This window comes from Anoxybacteroides tepidamans, assembly GCF_014201465.1.
Lineage (GTDB): Bacteria > Bacillota > Bacilli > Bacillales > Anoxybacillaceae > Anoxybacteroides > Anoxybacteroides tepidamans.
Genome location: NZ_JACHEP010000012.1, coordinates 52,402 through 71,783, shown reverse-complemented (window position 1 = coordinate 71,783; position 19,382 = coordinate 52,402). Strand labels below are relative to the sequence as shown.

The window sequence follows — 19,382 nt, the reverse complement described above, 5'->3', positions numbered from 1 at the left end:
TTTAAAGGTGGCGGACGCATATAAACGAGCGGGAGTGGATATTGAGGCGGGTTACAAAGCTGTTTCCTTAATGAAAAAACATGTCCAAAAAACGGCTCGCCCAGAAGTGCTCGGCGGACTTGGCAGCTTTGGCGGCATGTTCGATTTATCGAAACTAGGATATAACGAACCGGTATTAGTGTCAGGGACGGACGGAGTTGGCACAAAATTGATGCTTGCTTTTATGATGGATAAGCATGATACGATCGGCATCGATTGCGTGGCGATGTGCGTCAATGACATTGTGGTCCAAGGGGCGGAACCGCTCTTTTTCCTCGATTATATCGCTTGCGGAAAAGCGGTTCCGGAAAAAATTGAGCAAATCGTGAAAGGTATTGCCGATGGATGTGTGCAGGCGGGTTGTGCGCTGATCGGAGGAGAGACAGCGGAAATGCCGGGCATGTATCGTGAAGAAGAATATGATGTGGCTGGCTTTGCAGTCGGCATTGCCGAGAAATCGAAATTAATTACAGGGGAAACGATTCAAGAAGGCGACGCGTTAATCGGGCTTGCCTCGAATGGCATCCATAGCAACGGCTACTCGCTTGTGCGGAAAATTGTATTGGAAGAGGCGAAGCTCGATTTGCATGAAACATATGGCTTGCCACTTCCTTTAGGCGACGAGCTGCTTAAACCGACACGCATTTATGTCAAATCGCTGCTTGCAGTGATGAAGGAGTTTGAGATTAAAGGAATGGCTCACATTACAGGCGGCGGGTTTGTTGAAAATATTCCGCGCATGTTGCCAAATGGGTTATGTGCAGAAATTAATTACGGTTCTTGGCCGATTCCGCCGATTTTTGACTTGTTGCAAGAAAAAGGAAATCTTGTGCGGAAAGAGATGTTTAATATTTTTAACATGGGAATCGGTTTAGTCATGGCGGTGGACAGCGAAATGATTCATCCGCTCATTGAACGTTTAGAACAGCTTGGTGAAAAAGCGTATTTAATCGGCCGCGTCAAAAAAGGTGAAGGCGTTGTGTTTGCCGGAGGGAAAATGGAATGAAGCTTGCAATATTTGCCTCTGGGAGCGGAACGAATTTTCAAGCGATTGTCGATGCGGTCAAACGTGGAGAACTAGCGGCGGAAGTAGCGTTATTAGTATGTGACCGCCCTGAAGCCAAAGTGGTCGAGCGGGCGAAAAAAGAAGGCATTCCCGCTTTCGTTTTTCGTCCAAAAGATTATGCAACGAAAGCGGATTTTGAACGGGACATTTTAGCGCAATTAACCGAGAGCGGCATTGAATTTATCGCTTTAGCCGGCTACATGCGCCTAATTGGCCCAACGCTCTTGTCTGCTTATGAAGGGCGAATCGTCAACATCCATCCGTCTTTGTTACCTGCGTTTCCTGGAAAAGATGCGATTGGACAAGCGTACCGCTACGGTGTAAAAATTACAGGTGTAACCGTTCACTACGTCGATGAAGGAATGGACACCGGACCGATTATCGCCCAGAGAGCGGTTCCGATTGAGGAAGGGGAGTCGCTGGAACAGGTGGAACGAAAAATTCATGCCATCGAACATGAACTATATCCATCCGTCTTAAAAACATTGCTTGAAAGGGTCGAAACATATGAACGTTAAACGTGCATTACTGAGCGTTTCCAATAAAGAAGGAATTGTTTCATTTGCCAAACAATTGGCGGAATTAGGGGTCGAGATTATTTCGACAGGCGGAACAAAAAAAACGTTGGAACAAGAAGGGGTTCCTGTCATCAGCATCTCCGATGTGACCGGGTTTCCAGAAATTTTAGCCGGGCGCGTGAAGACGCTTCATCCGATGATTCACGGCGGATTGCTGGCCATTCGCGATGACGAAGACCACCTTCAGCAACTGAACGAACATCAAATTCAGCCGATCGATTTAGTGGTCGTCAATTTATATCCGTTCCAGCAAACGATTGCTAAGCAGGATGTGACGTTTGCGGAAGCGATTGAAAATATTGATATCGGCGGTCCGACGATGCTCCGGGCGGCGGCAAAAAATCACCAATATGTGACGGTAGTAGTCGATCCTGCCGACTATGAAACAGTGCTGCAAGAATTAAGGGAAAACGGCGCGGTTTCCAAAGCCACGAACTTGAAGCTGGCAGCGAAAGTATTCCGCCACACTGCTGCTTATGATGCAATGATTGCCGAATATTTAACGAATACAGCAGGCGAGTCGTATCCAGAAACATTGACGGTGACGTTTACGAAAAAGCAAGATTTGCGCTATGGCGAAAACCCGCACCAAAGCGCGGCGTTTTACCAAAAGCCGTTAGGATCTTCGTTCTCAATTGCAGCCGCCAAACAATTGCACGGAAAAGAACTATCATACAATAACATTAACGATGCTAACGCCGCATTGCAAATTGTGAAAGAATTTACAGAACCGGCAGCAGTGGCGGTGAAGCATATGAACCCTTGCGGAGTAGGGGTTGGCGGCACGATTTTTGAAGCGTTCGCAAGAGCGTACGAAGCAGATCCAACGTCGATTTTTGGCGGCATTATCGCCCTTAACCGGGAAGTCGACCGCGACACGGCGTTAAAGATGCACGAAATTTTCTTAGAAATTGTTATCGCCCCATCGTTCAGTGAGGATGCGCTAGCGATTTTAACGCAGAAGAAAAACATTCGGTTGCTCACGGTCGATTTTGTCGCAGAACAAAAGAACGAGCCGATGTTCGTATCGGTGAAAGGCGGATTGTTAGTGCAAGAGGAAGACCGGTATACGCTTGACGACGCGGAGTTGAAAGTAGTGACGAAACGCGAGCCGACGGAAAAAGAATGGGAAGATTTGAAGCTCGCTTGGAAAGTTGTGAAGCACGTCAAATCGAATGCGATCGTGCTTGCCAAAGACGGAATGACGATCGGCGTGGGGGCGGGCCAAATGAACCGCGTCGGCGCAGCGAAAATTGCGATTGAGCAAGCGGGAGAAAAAGCACAAGGAGCGGCTTTAGCGTCTGACGCCTTTTTCCCGATGAATGATACGGTCGAAGCGGCGGCGAAAGCAGGAGTGACAGCAATTATCCAGCCGGGTGGATCGATTCGCGATGAAGACTCGATTCAAAAAGCCGATGAATACGGAATCGCCATGGTCTTTACGGGTGTGCGTCATTTTAAACATTAAGAGGTGAAAGAAATGAAGGTGCTCATTATTGGTCGCGGTGGACGGGAGCATGCCATCGCTTGGAAAGCGGCGCAAAGCCCGCTTGTGACAAAACTGTATGCAGCGCCGGGGAATCCGGGGATCGCTGAGGTAGCTGAGCTCGTTCCGATTGCTGAACATGATACAGAAGCGCTTGTACAGTTTGCGAAAAACGCACGGATTGATCTCACGATTGTCGGACCGGAAGCCCCTCTTTTAAATGGTGTTGTAGACCGCTTCCAAGAAGAAGGATTGCGCATTTTTGGACCGCGGAAAGAAGCGGCGCTCATTGAAGGAAGCAAAGCGTTTGCAAAAGAATTGATGAAAAAATATCGTGTGCCGACTGCTGAATATCAATCGTTTACTTCTTATGAGGAAGCAAAAGCGTACGTCGAACAAAAAGGGGCACCGATCGTCATTAAAGCAGATGGATTAGCGGCCGGAAAAGGCGTCACGGTGGCCATGACGGTGCAAGAAGCGATCGATGCACTATATGCAATGATGGTAGAGGAAAAGTTCGGGGAAGCAAGTAAACAAGTGGTGGTTGAGGAATTTTTAGAAGGAGAAGAGTTTTCGCTCATGGCGTTTGTTCATGGCGAAAAAGCGTATCCAATGGCGATCGCTCAAGATCATAAACGTGCATTTGACAATGATGAAGGCCCTAATACCGGGGGAATGGGTGCCTATTCCCCTGTTCCGCAAATTGCTGGCGAAATCGTGCAGCAAGCGGTCGAACAAATTATTTATCCGGTTGCGAAAGCGCTTGTTGCCGAAGGTCGTCCATTTACGGGCGTCTTATATGCAGGATTAATCGCCACTGCTCAAGGACCGAAAGTGATTGAATTTAACGCGCGTTTCGGTGACCCAGAAGCTCAAGTGGTGTTGCCGCGCTTAGAAAACGATCTTGTGCAATTCATCATTGACTTACTTGAAGGGAAGGAAGTCGCGTTAACGTGGTCGAAAGAAGCGGCAATCGGTGTCGTCTTAGCTTCGAAAGGCTACCCTGAAGCATATGAAAGCGGAGCGGTTATCGAGGGATTGAATGAATTAAAAGAAAGCACGCTTGTCTTTCATGCCGGAACGAAAACGGAAAATGGGGCATTATGCACAAACGGCGGACGCGTGCTATTGATTGCAGCAAAAGGAGCTACACTCGAAGAAGCGCAGCAAGAAGCATATGCACAAATCGCCAAAGTGCGCTGCGACCAGCTGTTTTATCGCCGCGACATCGGCCATAAAGCTATCGCACACGCTTTTTCTTCACATAAACAAAAGTAAGGGCGATAATTCCGCCAATTAATGTGGCGAGCACAAACGACATATCCGTCATATATTCGAGCAACATAATGGATTCTCTCCTTACTATCTATGTTTGCGGGCTGGCTTGTGTAAATAAAGTCAGCCCGTTTTTACGTGTTTGAATGATTAAGCAAAACCGATGCTCATCGCTCGACCTGCGGCTTTTCTAAAGCAGAAAAGCAAGGAATAGAGCGATGTCAACTTGTTTTTAATAGTTAATTAACACGCTTGGTGAAATAATGGATAACACTAGCGGTTCATTTCTTAAAATTACGTTGGATTGCCTGGCGGTTGGTTGTTTTGTTTTTTTTGCTGCTGGTACTTTTCGATAAATGCCGTTAACGGACAAAAGCGGGTGATTCCTTCTGCTACTTTCATGGCTGCTAACATTGCTACAACGATATATGAATCGTACCAAGGGCGCTTCACCATTTTTGCAGTGATCCAAGCAAGCAAAGTCAGCCCACATGTAATTCGAAGTAGGGCGTTCCATATTCCAATATTTACTTTATCCATATATTTCCACCTCTTTTTTTTGTTTGTGAAAATGACTTTAATGCGGTAAAATGGTTACATGGTACAATTTAGGAAAAAAAGGAACGGGGATGTATATGGTTGAACAACGTTACCGCTGGAAAAGTGAGCAACTGCGTGAACAAATGTCGATTATCGACGGAAAACGATCGCCGACAAAGTTGCTTACAAACGCTACCTATTTGCATTCGTATTTACATCAATGGAAAAAAGGAAACATTTGGATTTATCAAGATCGCATCATTTACGCCGGTGAACGTTTGCCGAACGATCTTGGACAATGCGAAGTGATCGATTGCAGCGGCTATTATTTAGTCCCAGGCTATATTGAACCGCATGCGCATCCGTTTCAGTTATATAATCCCCAAACGTTGGCGGAATATGCAGCGAAGTTTGGCACGACGACAATCATCAACGATAATTTATTTCTTGCATTGCAGCTATCAAAAAAGAAAGCGTTTTCTTTTTTGCGGGACATAGAATCGCTTCCGGTGACGATGTATTGGTGGTGCCGCTTTGATGGACAAACAGAGCTTGAAAAAGAGGAAGAGCGGTTTTCTTATGCGACCATTAAAGAATGGTTAAAACAAAAGTCCGTCGTGCAAGGGGGAGAATTGACGGGATGGCCGCGGCTGCTTGCCGGGGATGATGTGATGCTTCATTGGATACAAGAAGCAAAACAAATGAAAAAACAAATCGAAGGCCATTTTCCTAGCGCTTCAGAGAAAACGCTTACAAAAATGATGCTAATCGGCGCTGATTGCGACCACGAAGCGATGACGGGCAAAGAAGTATACAACCGACTTTTGCACGGATATACCGTTTCGTTGAGATATTCTTCGATTCGCCCGGATTTACCGGCATTGCTTGAAGAAATCAAAGAATTAGGCATCGAGCAATACGACCGATTGATTTTCACGACAGACGGTTCGCCACCTTCATTTTACGAGCAAGGCTTAATCGATCAAATGATTCGAATCGCCATTGAAAAAGGAGTTCCGATCATAGATGCCTATCATATGGCGACAGTGAATGTCGCCCGCCATTATCAGATGGAACATCTTCACGGCTCCATTACAACAGGCCGGGTGGCTAATATCAATTTTTTACGGGCACAAGACGACCCGACACCGGTCAGCGTGCTGGCAAAAGGGCACTGGGTGAAGCGTGATGGTGTTTGTGAAGAACCGTTTTCTGTGATTGACTGGGAGTCTTATGGAATGACTCCGCTTCGCTTGATTTGGCAATTGTCGCTTGATGATTTACAATTTTCGATGCCGTTAGGACTGCATATGCAAAACTCCGTCATTATGCGGCCGTATTCCATTTCGATCGATACGTCACACGATGAGTTGTCTACCGCCCATGATGAAAGCTTTTTAATGCTTGTAGACCGAAATGGGAAATGGCGTGTGAATACAGTAGTCAAAGGATTTGCGACTCATGTGAAAGGATTGGTTAGCTCTTATTCCAATACAGGGGACATTTTATTAATCGGAAAAAGCAAACGCGATATGTTTTTAGCGTTTCAACGCATGAACGAAATCGGCGGCGGAATCGTGTTGGCGGAAAACGGGACAATCATTCACGAAATTCCGTTACCGCTTAGCGGAATGATGTCGAAGAAAAAAATGGAAGAACTGATCGATGAAGAAAAGGAATTGACGAAGCTATTAAAAGAAAGGGGATATCGTTTCGCCGATCCGATTTATTCGCTTCTATTTTTCCAATCCACTCATCTACCTTATATTCGAATTACGCAAAAAGGAATTTATGATGTGATGAACAAAACGATACTCTTTCCATCAATAATGCGTTAAAATATAAAAGAAAAAGGTTGTGTGAGCAGTGAAACGATGGTTGATGGTGATAAGCGTAGTTTACCTTTTGTTCAGCGGCTGCGCGAAGAAAGAACAAAATGCAACACAGATTGAAGCGCCAAGGCAAGAAAGTCAAGAACAAACACCGCAACAACAAGCTATGTTTCCGTTAACGGGATTGCCTGCCGAAACACGGACGGATCATCGCGTGGTTGCCGTCATGATCAACAATCATCCGAAAGCGAGGCCGCAATCAGGCTTGCAGAAAGCGGATGTCGTTTATGAGGTGTTGGCCGAAGGCGATATTACGCGCTTTTTGGCGCTATATCAAAGCGAATTTCCGGAAAAAGTCGGACCGGTTCGCAGCGCCCGCGATTATTACATTGAGTTGAGCAAAGGGTTCGATGCGCTGTATATTTGCCATGGCTGGAGTCCGGAAGCGAAAAGCATGCTGGAATCCGGAGAAGCCGATTATTTGAATGGACTATTCTATGATGGGACGCTGTTCAAGCGCGTGTCGTTCCGCAAGGCGCCCCACAATTCGTACATTACGTTTGCCAATATCGAAAAAGGCGCGAAAGAAAAAGGCTATGCGCTGCAAGAAACGGTCGAGCCGCTGCCGTTTTTCCAAAACGAATCAACAGGGGAATCCGCGCAACAAGTGGAGATTTCGTATTCCCGCCAAGCGTACGCCCAAGTTCAATACAAATATGTTCCAGAGCAAAACGGCTATTTTCGCTATAGCGCGGGCGAGCAAACGATCGATTATGATACGCGCGAACCTGTGTTGGTTCAAAACTTATTCGTTGTCGCAGCTAAGCATATCATTTCTGACCAGTACGGTCGGCGCGATATTGATTTGAAATCCGGAGGGAACGGCTATTTGTTTCAAAACGGAACAGTACGGCGTGTCGAATGGAAAAATGTCAACGGCCGCCTGTTGCCATATGAAAACGGTGTGCCCATCGGATTTGTACCGGGAAAAACGTGGATTAATATCGTTCCACAGATGGATATTGTTCAATATCATTGATGGAGGGTTGAAAAACGCATGCAAATTGACAAACTGAGAGGCAGAGAGGTAGATCAGTTGTTTAAGGCGATTCTTTCTCTTCGCGATTTAGAGGAATGTTATCGTTTTTTCGATGATTTATGCACGGTTAACGAAATTCAATCGCTTGCACAGCGCCTTGAAGTGGCACGGATGCTACGCGAAGGGTACACGTACCATAAAATTGAGACGGAAACAGGAGCGAGCACAGCCACGATTTCGCGCGTCAAACGTTGTTTAAACTATGGAAACGATGCATACGGGATGGCGCTTGATCGCATTAAAGAAGAGCAATCAAATGATTCGAAAGAAACAAATCACGCTTAAAAAGGAGCATTCCAGCCGGGGCTCCTTTTCTTTTTGGCTGAAAAAAGAACAGATTTGTTATAATGAAAAGACGGATATATATAATGGAGGTTATTGTATGTACGATATTCGTCGATGGCGTCATGTGTTTAAACTAGATCCGAATAAAGACATTAGCGATGAAGAGCTCGAACTAGTTTGCGAATCTGGAACCGATGCCGTCATTGTTGGCGGAACGGATGGAGTGACGTTAGAAAACGTGCTTGATTTAATGGCACGGATTCGTCGCTTTGCCGTTCCTTGTGCGTTGGAAATATCAAACGTGGAGGCGGTGACGCCGGGATTTGATTTTTATTTCATTCCGACGGTGTTAAATAGCCGGAAAACGAAATGGATCATTGATTTACATCATGAAGCGGTGAAACAATTTGGGGAATTAATGAACTGGGATGAAATTGTGATGGAAGGGTATTGCATTTTGAATCCAGATTGCAAAGCGGCGGCGCTAACGGAGGCAAACACCGATCTATCGGGCGAAGATGTCGTGGCGTACGCTCGCATAGCAGAAAACATGTACAAGCTGCCGATTTTTTATTTGGAATATAGTGGAACATACGGGAACGTACAAACGGTACAAAGTGTGAAACGTGTACTGCACCATGCCCGGCTGTTTTACGGAGGCGGAATTGAAACGGCCGAGCAGGCGAAAGAAATGGCGCAATACGCCGATACGATTGTCGTCGGAAACGCCGTGTATAAAGATTTGCCCAAAGCGCTTGAAACGGTGAAGGCTGTGAAAGGGAACGTTGTATGACCGGGAAAAATGTAGTAAAATAGAACGAATGTTTGTATGGTGGTGATGACATTGAGTTTTTTATCCAATAAGCTCCTTGCAAATTTGAATCGCGAACAGCAAGAGGCGGTGAGAACGACGGAAGGGCCCCTTCTCATTATGGCTGGAGCAGGAAGCGGAAAGACGCGCGTGTTAACGCACCGCATTGCCTATTTAATGGTGGAAAAGCATGTTGCACCGTGGAACATTTTAGCGATCACATTTACGAATAAAGCTGCCCGCGAAATGAAAGAACGCGTGCAATCGCTTGTTGGCGGGGCGGCCGAAGACATTTGGATTTCGACGTTCCATTCGATGTGCGTCCGTATTTTGCGCCGCGATGCCGACCGCATTGGAATCAACCGTAATTTTTCGATTTTAGATACGACTGACCAGCTTTCGGTTTTAAAAAACATTTTGAATGAGAAAAATATCGATTCGAAAAAATTTGACCCGCGCGCCATTTTAGGCACGATCAGCAGTGCGAAAAATGAACTGCTTTCTCCAGAACAATTCGCCAAAAAAGCAGGAAACTATTACGAAAAAATTGCGAGCGACGTCTATACAGAGTACCAGCAGCGCCTTTTGCGCAACCATGCGCTTGATTTTGACGACTTAATTATGACGACCATTCATTTATTCGAACGAGTGCCGGAAGTGTTGGAGTATTACCAGTATAAGTTTCAATACATTCATATTGATGAGTACCAGGACACAAACCGGGCGCAGTATATGCTTGTGAAAATGTTAGCGTCAAAGTTTCAAAACATATGTGCTGTCGGCGATTCCGATCAGTCGATTTATCGCTGGCGCGGGGCGGACATCCAAAACATTTTATCGTTTGAAAAAGATTATCCGAACGCAAAAGTCATTTTGCTCGAACAAAACTACCGCTCGACGAAACGCATTTTGCAAGCAGCGAATGAAGTAATCGAAAACAACTACAATCGCAAGCCGAAAAAATTATGGACGGAAAATCCGGAAGGGCAAAAAATCGTGTATTACGAGGCGTTGAGCGAATCGGATGAAGCGCAATTTGTCGTCGGAAAAGTGAAAGAATATGTCGAGTCCGGCAAGCGCCGTTATTCCGATTTTGCCATTTTATACCGGACGAATGCACAATCGCGGATCATCGAGGAAGTGTTACTGAAAGCGAACATTCCGTATCAAATTGTCGGTGGACTGAAGTTCTATGACCGAAAAGAAATTAAAGACATTTTGGCGTATTTGCGCCTTATTGCCAATCCGAATGATGATATTAGTTTTGCGAGAATTATTAATGTACCGAAGCGGGGCGTCGGCGCTTCGTCCCTCGATAAAATTGCCAGCTATGCCGCATCGCACGGGCTTTCAATGTTTCAAGCGCTTGGCGAGCTTGAACATATCGGACTGAGCGCACGTATTGCCGCTCCGTTACAGGAATTTCGCCGGCAAATCGAGCATTGGGGACAAATGCAAGAATATTTGTCCGTGACGGAGCTTGTGGAAGATGTGTTGGTGAAATCAGGATACCGCGAGATGCTTCGCGCGGAGAAAACGTTAGAAGCGCAAAGCCGCCTCGAGAACATTGACGAATTTTTATCGGTGACGAAGCATTTTGAAAATGTGAGCGAAGACAAATCGTTAATTGCCTTTTTAACCGACTTAGCCTTAGTAGCCGATATTGACCAACTGAACGATCCGGAAGAAAAAGGAAGCGAAGCAGTTGTGTTAATGACACTTCATTCGGCGAAAGGATTAGAGTTTCCAGTCGTCTTTTTAATCGGTATGGAGGAAGGAATTTTCCCGCATAGCCGTTCGCTCGACGATGAAGAAGAAATGGAAGAGGAGCGTCGCCTTGCCTATGTCGGAATTACGAGAGCAGAAGAAGAACTGTTTTTAACGAGCGCCCAAATACGGACATTGTTTGGTAGAACAACGGTCAATCCGGTATCGCGCTTTGTCGGCGAAATTCCAGACGAATTAATCGAGCAGGCAAACAAAGCGAAGTCTTGGACGTCAAGCGGGCCGACGAGAACAGCAATGATCCGCACGACAGCCGCCGCAACGGCCGGCATAGAGGTGATCGCTTGGAAAGTGGGCGACAAAGCTGAACATAAAAAATGGGGAATCGGCACGATTGTCAGCGTGCGAGGAGAAGGGGACGATCAAGAGCTCGATGTCGCCTTCCCAAGCCCAATCGGAATTAAACGGTTATTGGCCAAATTTGCACCGATTACAAAAGTGTAAGGAGGATGAAAATGGACCGACAAACGGCAATTGAGCGTATCGAAGAACTGCGCCGCCTTTTAAATCAATATAACTATGAATATTATGTGTTGGATCGTCCGTCAGTACCTGATGCCGAATACGACCGGCTCATGCAGGAACTGATTGCGCTAGAGGAACAATATCCGGATTTAAAGACAAAAGATTCTCCTTCGCAGCGCGTTGGCGGACGAGCGTTGGATGCGTTCCAAAAAGTCGAACATCGCGTGCCGATGTTAAGCCTTTCGAACGCGTTTAACGAAGGGGATTTGCGCGATTTTGACCGCCGCGTGCGCCAAGAAGTAGGCGACGATATCGCTTACGTGTGCGAACTGAAAATCGACGGGCTGGCTGTATCTTTACGATATGAAGACGGGTACTTCGTTCAAGGGGCGACGCGTGGCGACGGTGTAACGGGCGAGGATATTACTGAAAATTTAAAGACGATTCGTTCGCTGCCGCTGAAGCTCCATGAACCGGTGACGTTAGAAGTGCGCGGCGAAGCATACATGCCGAAACGATCGTTCGAGCGGTTAAATGAACAGCGCCGTGAGCGCGGCGAGGAACTGTTTGCAAACCCGCGCAATGCTGCAGCCGGTTCTTTGCGGCAGCTAGATCCGAAAGTGGCCGCTTCCCGCCACTTGGACATTTTTGTGTATGGGTTAGTGAATGCGGAGGAGCTTGGGATTCGTTCACATAGCGAAGCGCTTGACTACTTACAGCAACTCGGCTTTAAAACGAATTCGGAACGCCGTCGCTGTGCAACGATCGACGAAGTAGTTGCATTTATAAACAGTCGGCATGAAAAGCGGCCCCAGCTTCCTTATGAAATTGATGGAATTGTCATTAAAGTCGATTCGTTCAAGCAGCAAGAACAGCTTGGCGCGACGGCGAAAAGTCCACGCTGGGCCATCGCTTACAAGTTTCCGGCCGAAGAAGTGGTCACAAAACTCATCGGAATTGAATTAAGCGTCGGACGTACGGGCGTGGTCACACCGACGGCCATTTTAGAACCGGTGCGCGTCGCTGGAACGATTGTGCAGCGCGCTTCCCTTCATAATGAAGATTTGATTCGTGCGAAAGGCATTATGATTGGCGACGATGTCGTCATTAAAAAAGCGGGCGACATTATTCCAGAAGTCGTGAATGTCTTGCCGGAGCGCCGTACGGGTAGTGAAGTGCCGTTTTTGATGCCGACGCATTGTCCGGAGTGTCACAGTGAACTCGTTCGTTTAGACGGCGAAGTAGCGCTTCGTTGTTTAAATCCGAAATGTCCGGCACAAATTCGCGAAGGATTGATTCATTTTGTGTCACGCCAAGCGATGAATATTGAAGGGCTTGGTGAAAAAGTGATTGCCCAGCTGTTCAAAGAAGGGCTTGTTCATGATGTAGCAGATTTATACACGTTAACGAAAGAACAGCTTATGAATCTTGAAAGAATGGGGGAGAAATCGGCTACCAATTTGCTTCAAGCAATCGAGGCATCGAAGCAAAATTCGCTGGAACGCCTTTTATTTGGCCTTGGCATTCGCCATGTCGGAGCGAAGGCGGCAAAAATATTGGCTGAGCATTTCGAGACGATGGACCGTCTGCAAGCCGCCACGAAAGAAGAATTAACGGCCATTCACGAAATTGGCGAAAAAATGGCGGATTCGATCGTTACCTACTTTGCCAAACCGGAAGTCCGGCAGCTATTGAACGAGCTTCGTTCCTATGGCGTGAACATGACATACAAAGGACAAAAATCGGCAAAAGCAGCCGAAGTTTCCTCTTATTTTGCAGGAAAAACCGTTGTTTTAACTGGGAAGCTAGAGGCATTATCACGAAATGAAGCGAAAGAAAAAATTGAACAGCTCGGCGGCAAAGTAGCCGGCAGCGTCAGCAAAAACACCGATTTAGTGATCGCTGGTGCCGATGCAGGTTCTAAATTAACGAAAGCGCAGCAACTCAACATCGAAATTTGGGATGAAGCGCGCTTTCTTCAAGAAATCGAGCGGCAGGTGTCAACAACATGAAAAAACTAGCGATATTAACGACAGCGCTCACCCTTTTCCTGTCGGCGTGTGCGCCAAAATTTAGCGAGCAAGAAGTCGTGCAAGAAAAAAACAACAAACAACAAAAAGCGGTTATTCCAAAATATAATATTTCGGATTCGTATTATCGAATGATTTTGCCATTTACACCGTCAGAAGCACGTGGGCTAGTGGTTGAAAATTTGAATACGCGCTTAGATGTCGACGAATTTGAAACGGGATTAATGCGCATTGCGCAACAACGGTTTTCGCCGAAAGATTATTTATTTCAAGAGGGCCAGTATTTAGATAAAAAAACGATTAAAAAATGGCTCATGCGCAAAATGACAACGGCGCAACTGAAAGAAGAAGGAATGACAGAAGCGGACAATATCGGCTTAAACCCGGTGTTAAGCGACCAAGGAACGAATGAGGAAAAGAATACGAAAAGCCCGATTTATTTAGCGAGCATATTAGAGCACGATTATTTAATCAAAAACAATAGCGGCAAAGTGCAGCTCGGCGGTATCGTCTTAGGGATTGCGTTGAATTCTGTTCATTATTATGAAACAGAACAAGGATACCCGCGTGAAGTAGAGATAAAAGACGAAGTGATCGAGCGGGAAGGAAAACGAATAGCTGCCGAAGTATTGTCACGGGTTCGCGATATTAAAGGCTTAAAAGAAGTGCCGATTACAATCGCGCTGTTTAAGCAAGAGCCGCAAACTTCGATCATTCCTGGTCACTTTTTTGCGATGGCAAATGTCGATCAAGGAAGTGCGACGATTGATCAATGGGAAAAAATTAATGAAGAGTACGCTCTTTTTCCATCAGATGAAGCGGAGAAAAACCATCGCGAAGATTTGATGAAATTTTTAAACTTTAAATCCGATATTGAAGACTTTTTCCCGAATTACACAGGGGTCATCGGAAAAGCGTTTTATCGTGATGACCAACTGCAACAACTCACAATTACGATTCCGATGCAATTTTACGGGAAAGCAGAAGTGATTGCATTTACGCAATATGTGACGGGGCTTGTGATGGAAAAATTCCCTGATTATGTGAACGTGAACGTCTATATTTCTTCCGTCAGCGGCCCGGAAAGCATTATCGTTCGTCAGGCTAAATCGGATCAGCCGTTTGTTCATATTTATCAGTGACACAATTTTTGCGACAAATTCGGGAGTGTCGTGCGTTTTTCATATACAAGCAAAAACAGTATCAGAAATGTTTTAAGCAAAACCCCCTCTCAGTAAAGGCTGGGAGGGAGTTTTCATAGGAAATACCTTTATAGTCGATACTTTTTATTGTATAATGAATTATATGGATTTATATCAAAAAATAGGATCTTCAATAAAATATGTTATTGTTTGTTCCCATTATAATGGCAATATTTTTTGCAATGGGCACTTAATTCATTAAGTAAAGCGGGATTTCCTATGATGGTTAGATAATACAGATTCGTTTATTCATGTGTAAAAAATAAAAAATCCACCTCTGTCAAAACAGTGATTGAGGTGGATTTTTCTAAAATCTCCCGATCAAAACGGTAACTGGGAGTATGTATTTATTATGAACTATTTTTAGAATACGATACAGGCATATTGTCAAGGGGAGAACAAATGAATAAAGGAAACGTTTAAAGAAGGACTCATTCAAGGTGGAGAAACGTGGATTCAAATGCCTGAAATAGAACCTTGCATACGTATGATAAAGATACGGTGATGGAGATTTACAAACATATTCGCGAGCAATACGCTCACTTGTTTGATTATTTGAAGAATAGGCTTTTTCCCTCCCTAGCTTAGCTAGAGAGGGTCGTTTTAAAACAACCGATTTCTCATTTTGAAAAGTTCGCGTTCGGTCATGGTCGTTTTGTGGACGGTGAAATCGACATCAAGTTGGAGATTGTTGAGTCGTTCGTTGAATTGTTCGTAGTGGGAATCAATTTTTTCGTTGAGTGTGCGGATTTCTTGTTTCATCGCTGTTATTTCACCGTGCATGCGATGGACGTCCATCGTTAACGACTCGAGCTTTGCATCTGTTTCTTCTTGGCGATGAATGAGCGCGTTTACTAAGTCGTACAACTCTTTTTGTCCGTTTTTCAACGCTTGTTGTTCTTCGCGAATGACACGTTGTTCTTCGCGAATTTCTCGTTGTTCCTCGCGAATGACACGTTGTTCCTCACGAATTTCCCGTAATTCTTGCTGAATGTGCGTGACCGCGTGTAAAATTTGTTGCAGTAATTGCTCGCTCATTTTTTCACCTCCTTTGCACACAACCATATTATAACATCATTCGACAACAGATGGGATAAAAAATCCCCATCTGTTTGGGGGATTTATGCTTCCACTGATATGAACTGAAACGATTTTACATCAAACAGCCCTTGATCTGTCAGCTTTAATTCAGGAATAACCGGCAAGGCTAAAAAAGCGAGTGTAATAAACGGATTAAATTCGTCCGACACCCCGAGTGTAGACAAGGCATGATGAATACTTTGTAAACGTTGCAATACGTCTTCATAATTTTTAGCCGTCATAAGCCCGCCGATTTCAAGCGACAAATCCGCTAAAATGTCGCCGTTTTTCACAACGACAAGCCCGCCGTTCATTTTTTTCACGTGTTCAATCGCAACGATAATATCGCCGTCGTTCGTTCCTGTGGCAATGATGTTATGAGAGTCATGCGCGATCGATGACGCAATCGCCCCTTTTTTCAGCTGAAATCCGTTCACAATACCGACACTGACTCCGAGATGGCGATGGCGTTCCACGACAATGAGCTTCAACAAATCCCGTTCGATCGACGGTTGAAATACGCCGTTGCGGACATCGACGTGTGTGACAAGATGTTTTGTATGCAAATGGTTTGGAATGATTTGAATGACGTTCGCCTTATTTCCATTTTTAAACGGAATTTGTAAGTCGGCTTCCGTGATCGCTTGCGCATGAATGGAACGTATTAATGTTTGGCAGACGCTCGCTGTTTGGTTTACTGAAAATGTTGCTTTTCCATTTCGGGCAACGAGCTGCCCTTTTTTATACACATGCGTAATCGAAAACGAACGCAAGTCGTCAACGAATAAAAAGTCGGCGTCATATCCAGGGGCGACAGCACCTTTTGTTTGTAGCCGGTAGCACTCCGCCGCATTTAATGTCGCCATTTGAATCGCTGTAATCGGGTCGATTCCTGCTTGAATCGTAAGCCGGATGTGATGATCGATGCTTCCTTCTAGTGACAATTCATCTAAATGCTTATCGTCCGTGCAAAATAAAAAGCGGCGCGAGTTATAAAGATTGACTGTGGAAATGAGCTTCATCAAATCTTTTGCCACCGAACCTTCGCGAATAAGGACGTACATGCCACGGCGAATGCGTTCAAGCGCTTCTTCAACAGTAACGCATTCGTGGTCTGTGCGAATCATCGCGCTGCGGTATACGTCGACAGCCTCGCGATCCAACCCAGCTAAATGGCCGTCAATGAGCTTGTTTGCTTCTAAAGTCATTGCTAGCTTTGCGATCATATGTGAATGTTCATGTAACAGGGATGGGTAATCCATTACTTCTGCTAAACCGAGGACACGCTCATGACTTAAAAACGGAGCTAAATCATTTGCATCAAGCGTTGCTCCTGCATGTTCAAACGAGGTGGCCGGTACGCACGATGGCAACATGACATAAACGTCAAGTGGGACGCGTTCTGAATCGTCAAGCATAAACTGAATCCCTGCGGTGCCAACAACGTTGGCAATTTCATGCGGGTCGGTAATAACTGTTGTGACACCGTGCGGAACGACAACGCGCGCAAACTCGCTTGGCGTGACCATTGATGATTCGATATGCACGTGCCCATCAATCAATCCCGGACAAACGTATTTTCCTTGCGCATCGATGATCGTTTGCCCTTCATATTGTCCGATGCCCGCAATCACACCATCGATAATGGCGAGATCCCCTTCTATGATTTCATGAGTAAAGACGTTGACGATTTTTCCGTTTTTGACGACGACATCGGCTTGTTCTTTTTTGGCGGCGACGGCAAGCCGTTTCCATAACTGTTGTTTCATCCGATGTTCCTCCTCTTTCCTAACAACTCGATACGAAGAGAAAACCTCGTAGTTCAATGATTTACGGTCGTTTGGTAGATCGTATTTCTGAAATTATACGAGTTGTCGGCGAACTAAAATTTTTTTCATTGTATGATTGAAAAAGTCTTTTCGTCAAACATTTCGTTCAAATCCTTAACTAGACATTTGATGGGAAATGTTGCTTCATTCAACGAAAGTTTGGTATCATCATAGTATTGTGGCAGGACGAATTTGTTGGAGGTGAATCAGATGTCAAGAATTTCAATCGAGCAAGTAAAGCATGTGGCCCACTTGGCGCGTCTAGCGATTACAGAAGAAGAAGCTGAAATGTTTACAAAACAATTGGATGCGATCATCACTTTTGCAGAGCAGCTGAACGAACTAGACACGGAAAACGTTCCGCCAACGTCACATGTGTTAAACATGAAAAACGTAATGCGTGAAGATGTACCAACGCCGGGTCTTCCACTTGATGAAGTGTTGAAAAACGCACCAGATCAACAAGACGGCCAGTTCCGCGTGCCGGCCATTTTAGAATAAGGGGGGAAACGTATGTCATTGTTTGATCATCGAGTATCAGAACTGCATCATTTGTTACATAAAAAAGAAATTTCAGTTTCCGACTTAGTCGCTGAATCGTTTAAACGCATTGCTGAAATCGACGAAAAAGTTCAGGCATTTTTAACGCTCAATGAAGAACAAGCGCGTGCGAAAGCGAAAGAACTCGACGAGAAGTTGGCAACGGAAAAAGAATTCGGGCTGCTTTTTGGCATGCCGATTGGGATTAAAGACAACATCGTCACAAAAGGGCTTCGCACAACGTGTGCAAGTAAAATTCTTTACAATTTTGACCCGATTTATGATGCGACAGTCATGCAGCGCTTGCATGAAGCGGATGCAATTACGATTGGGAAATTAAACATGGACGAGTTTGCGATGGGATCGTCGACAGAAAACTCCGGCTTCCAATTAACGCGCAATCCGTGGGATTTAGAGCGCGTGCCGGGCGGTTCAAGCGGCGGTTCGGCTGCAGCAGTAGCCGCAGGAGAAGTACCGTTTGCGCTAGGTTCGGATACGGGTGGCTCGATTCGCCAGCCAGCAGCGTTTTGCGGTGTCGTTGGCTTAAAGCCAACATACGGCCGCGTATCGCGCTTTGGTCTTGTCGCGTTTGCGTCTTCGCTTGACCAAATCGGCCCGATTACGCGCACCGTTGAAGATAATGCATATTTACTGCAAGTTATTTCTGGGCTTGACCCGATGGATTCGACATCAGCAAACGTCGATGTGCCTGACTATGTATCCGCATTAACGGGCGACATTCAAGGATTGAAAATCGCCGTTCCGAAAGAATATTTAGGCGAAGGTGTATCGGAAGAAGTGCGCCAATCGGTATTAAATGCGCTTAAAGTATTAGAAGGTCTTGGCGCAACGTGGGAAGAAGTATCGCTTCCGCATTCGAAATACGTGCTCGCTACTTACTATTTGCTTTCATCTTCAGAAGCATCCGCGAACCTTGCCCGCTTTGATGGCGTTCGTTACGGCTATCGCACCGATAATGCGAAAAACTTAATGGAGATGTATAAACAAACGCGTAGCGAAGGTTTCGGCAATGAAGTGAAGCGCCGCATTATGCTCGGAACATTTGCGTTAAGCTCTGGCTATTATGATGCGTATTACAAAAAAGCGCAAAAAGTGCGCACGCTCATTAAACAAGATTTTGAGAACGTCTTTGAAAAATATGATGTAATTATCGGACCGACAACGCCGACGCCAGCGTTTAAAATTGGCGAAAAGACAAGCGATCCGTTAACGATGTATGCGAACGACATTTTAACAATTCCGGTCAATCTTGCTGGGGTGCCGGGCATCTCTGTTCCATGCGGATTTGTGAACGGCTTGCCGGTCGGCCTGCAAATCATCGGCAAACATTTCGACGAAAGTACAGTCTATCGCGTTGCGCATGCGTTTGAACAAGCAACGGATTACCATAAACAAAAACCAACGTTGTAAGGGGGGAAA

17 protein-coding genes are annotated in these 19,382 nt (G+C 45.5%); 13 read left to right on the top strand and 4 right to left on the bottom strand.

Annotated features, from left to right (window positions below):
- Positions 1-7 precede the first annotated feature (7 nt).
- From purM to purD, 4 genes are read left to right on the top strand one after another with little or no spacing between them, the layout of a single operon-like run.
- Positions 8-1,045 carry a phosphoribosylformylglycinamidine cyclo-ligase gene (gene purM, locus HNQ34_RS11030; RefSeq protein WP_183254482.1) on the top strand — a complete coding sequence of 346 codons (1,038 nt, stop codon included), beginning with the start codon at positions 8-10 and terminating at the stop codon, positions 1,043-1,045.
- Positions 1,042-1,623: a phosphoribosylglycinamide formyltransferase gene (gene purN / locus HNQ34_RS11025; protein ID WP_183254480.1), complete on the top strand. Its 582-nt coding sequence runs from the start codon at positions 1,042-1,044 to the stop codon at positions 1,621-1,623. Before purM ends, purN begins: the two co-directional genes overlap by 4 nt.
- A complete protein-coding gene (gene purH, locus HNQ34_RS11020; protein WP_183254478.1) occupies positions 1,613-3,151 on the top strand; it encodes a bifunctional phosphoribosylaminoimidazolecarboxamide formyltransferase/IMP cyclohydrolase in 1,539 nt (512 codons plus the stop codon). The genes purN and purH overlap by 11 nt, the downstream gene beginning before the upstream one ends.
- 12 nt (positions 3,152-3,163) lie before the next feature.
- Positions 3,164-4,447 carry a phosphoribosylamine--glycine ligase gene (gene purD, locus HNQ34_RS11015; RefSeq protein ID WP_183254476.1) on the top strand — a complete coding sequence of 428 codons (1,284 nt, stop codon included), beginning with the start codon at positions 3,164-3,166 and terminating at the stop codon, positions 4,445-4,447.
- Here the strand turns inward: purD and HNQ34_RS17845 are convergent.
- Together HNQ34_RS17845 and HNQ34_RS11010 are read right to left on the bottom strand one after the other, a co-directional pair.
- On the bottom strand, positions 4,410-4,490 hold the full coding sequence (locus HNQ34_RS17845) for an EYxxD motif small membrane protein (protein ID WP_337959702.1): 81 nt from the start codon (positions 4,488-4,490) through the stop codon (positions 4,410-4,412). The genes purD and HNQ34_RS17845 overlap by 38 nt on opposite strands.
- 248 nt (positions 4,491-4,738) lie before the next feature.
- Entirely contained in the window at positions 4,739-4,984 is a 246-nt protein-coding gene (locus HNQ34_RS11010; protein WP_183254474.1) for a YgaP family membrane protein, read from the bottom strand.
- Positions 4,985-5,079: 95 nt separating this feature from the next.
- On the opposite strand from HNQ34_RS11010, the gene HNQ34_RS11005 reads away from it, so the two are divergent.
- The 7 genes from HNQ34_RS11005 (at position 5,080) to HNQ34_RS10975 (ending at position 14,433) form a co-directional block, all read left to right on the top strand.
- On the top strand, positions 5,080-6,822 hold the full coding sequence (locus tag HNQ34_RS11005; protein WP_183254472.1) for an adenine deaminase C-terminal domain-containing protein: 1,743 nt from the start codon (positions 5,080-5,082) through the stop codon (positions 6,820-6,822).
- A gap of 28 nt (positions 6,823-6,850) precedes the next feature.
- Positions 6,851-7,855 carry a DUF3048 domain-containing protein gene (locus tag HNQ34_RS11000; RefSeq protein WP_409978369.1) on the top strand — a complete coding sequence of 335 codons (1,005 nt, stop codon included), beginning with the start codon at positions 6,851-6,853 and terminating at the stop codon, positions 7,853-7,855.
- Between the two features lie 18 nt (positions 7,856-7,873).
- Positions 7,874-8,200, top strand: coding sequence for a YerC/YecD family TrpR-related protein (locus HNQ34_RS10995; RefSeq protein WP_183254470.1), 327 nt, complete (start codon positions 7,874-7,876; stop codon positions 8,198-8,200).
- Between the two features lie 97 nt (positions 8,201-8,297).
- Complete coding sequence (pcrB, locus tag HNQ34_RS10990; protein WP_183254468.1) at positions 8,298-8,993, top strand: heptaprenylglyceryl phosphate synthase; 696 nt, start codon at positions 8,298-8,300, stop codon at positions 8,991-8,993.
- 51 nt (positions 8,994-9,044) lie between these two features.
- The gene (gene pcrA, locus HNQ34_RS10985) at positions 9,045-11,240 is read left to right on the top strand and encodes a DNA helicase PcrA (protein ID WP_221277394.1); all 2,196 of its coding nucleotides are present in this window, start codon (positions 9,045-9,047) and stop codon (positions 11,238-11,240) included.
- 11 nt (positions 11,241-11,251) lie between these two features.
- On the top strand, positions 11,252-13,273 hold the full coding sequence (gene ligA / locus HNQ34_RS10980; RefSeq protein ID WP_183254465.1) for an NAD-dependent DNA ligase LigA: 2,022 nt from the start codon (positions 11,252-11,254) through the stop codon (positions 13,271-13,273).
- Positions 13,270-14,433: a CamS family sex pheromone protein gene (locus HNQ34_RS10975; RefSeq protein ID WP_183254464.1), complete on the top strand. Its 1,164-nt coding sequence runs from the start codon at positions 13,270-13,272 to the stop codon at positions 14,431-14,433. Before ligA ends, HNQ34_RS10975 begins: the two co-directional genes overlap by 4 nt.
- A gap of 663 nt (positions 14,434-15,096) precedes the next feature.
- Here HNQ34_RS10975 and HNQ34_RS10970 read toward each other — a convergent pair.
- Entirely contained in the window at positions 15,097-15,531 is a 435-nt protein-coding gene (locus HNQ34_RS10970; RefSeq protein WP_409978368.1) for a hypothetical protein, read from the bottom strand.
- An 83-nt stretch (positions 15,532-15,614) separates the two neighbouring features.
- Positions 15,615-17,342 (bottom strand): adenine deaminase, encoded by a 1,728-nt coding sequence (gene ade, locus HNQ34_RS10965; protein WP_183254462.1) that lies wholly within the window; start codon positions 17,340-17,342, stop codon positions 15,615-15,617.
- A gap of 270 nt (positions 17,343-17,612) precedes the next feature.
- Here ade and gatC point away from each other — a divergent pair, with 270 nt between their 5' ends.
- Positions 17,613-17,903 (top strand): Asp-tRNA(Asn)/Glu-tRNA(Gln) amidotransferase subunit GatC, encoded by a 291-nt coding sequence (gene gatC / locus HNQ34_RS10960; RefSeq protein ID WP_183254461.1) that lies wholly within the window; start codon positions 17,613-17,615, stop codon positions 17,901-17,903.
- 12 nt (positions 17,904-17,915) lie between these two features.
- Positions 17,916-19,373 (top strand): Asp-tRNA(Asn)/Glu-tRNA(Gln) amidotransferase subunit GatA, encoded by a 1,458-nt coding sequence (gene gatA, locus HNQ34_RS10955; RefSeq protein WP_183254460.1) that lies wholly within the window; start codon positions 17,916-17,918, stop codon positions 19,371-19,373.
- The last annotated feature ends 9 nt before the right edge of the window (positions 19,374-19,382 follow it).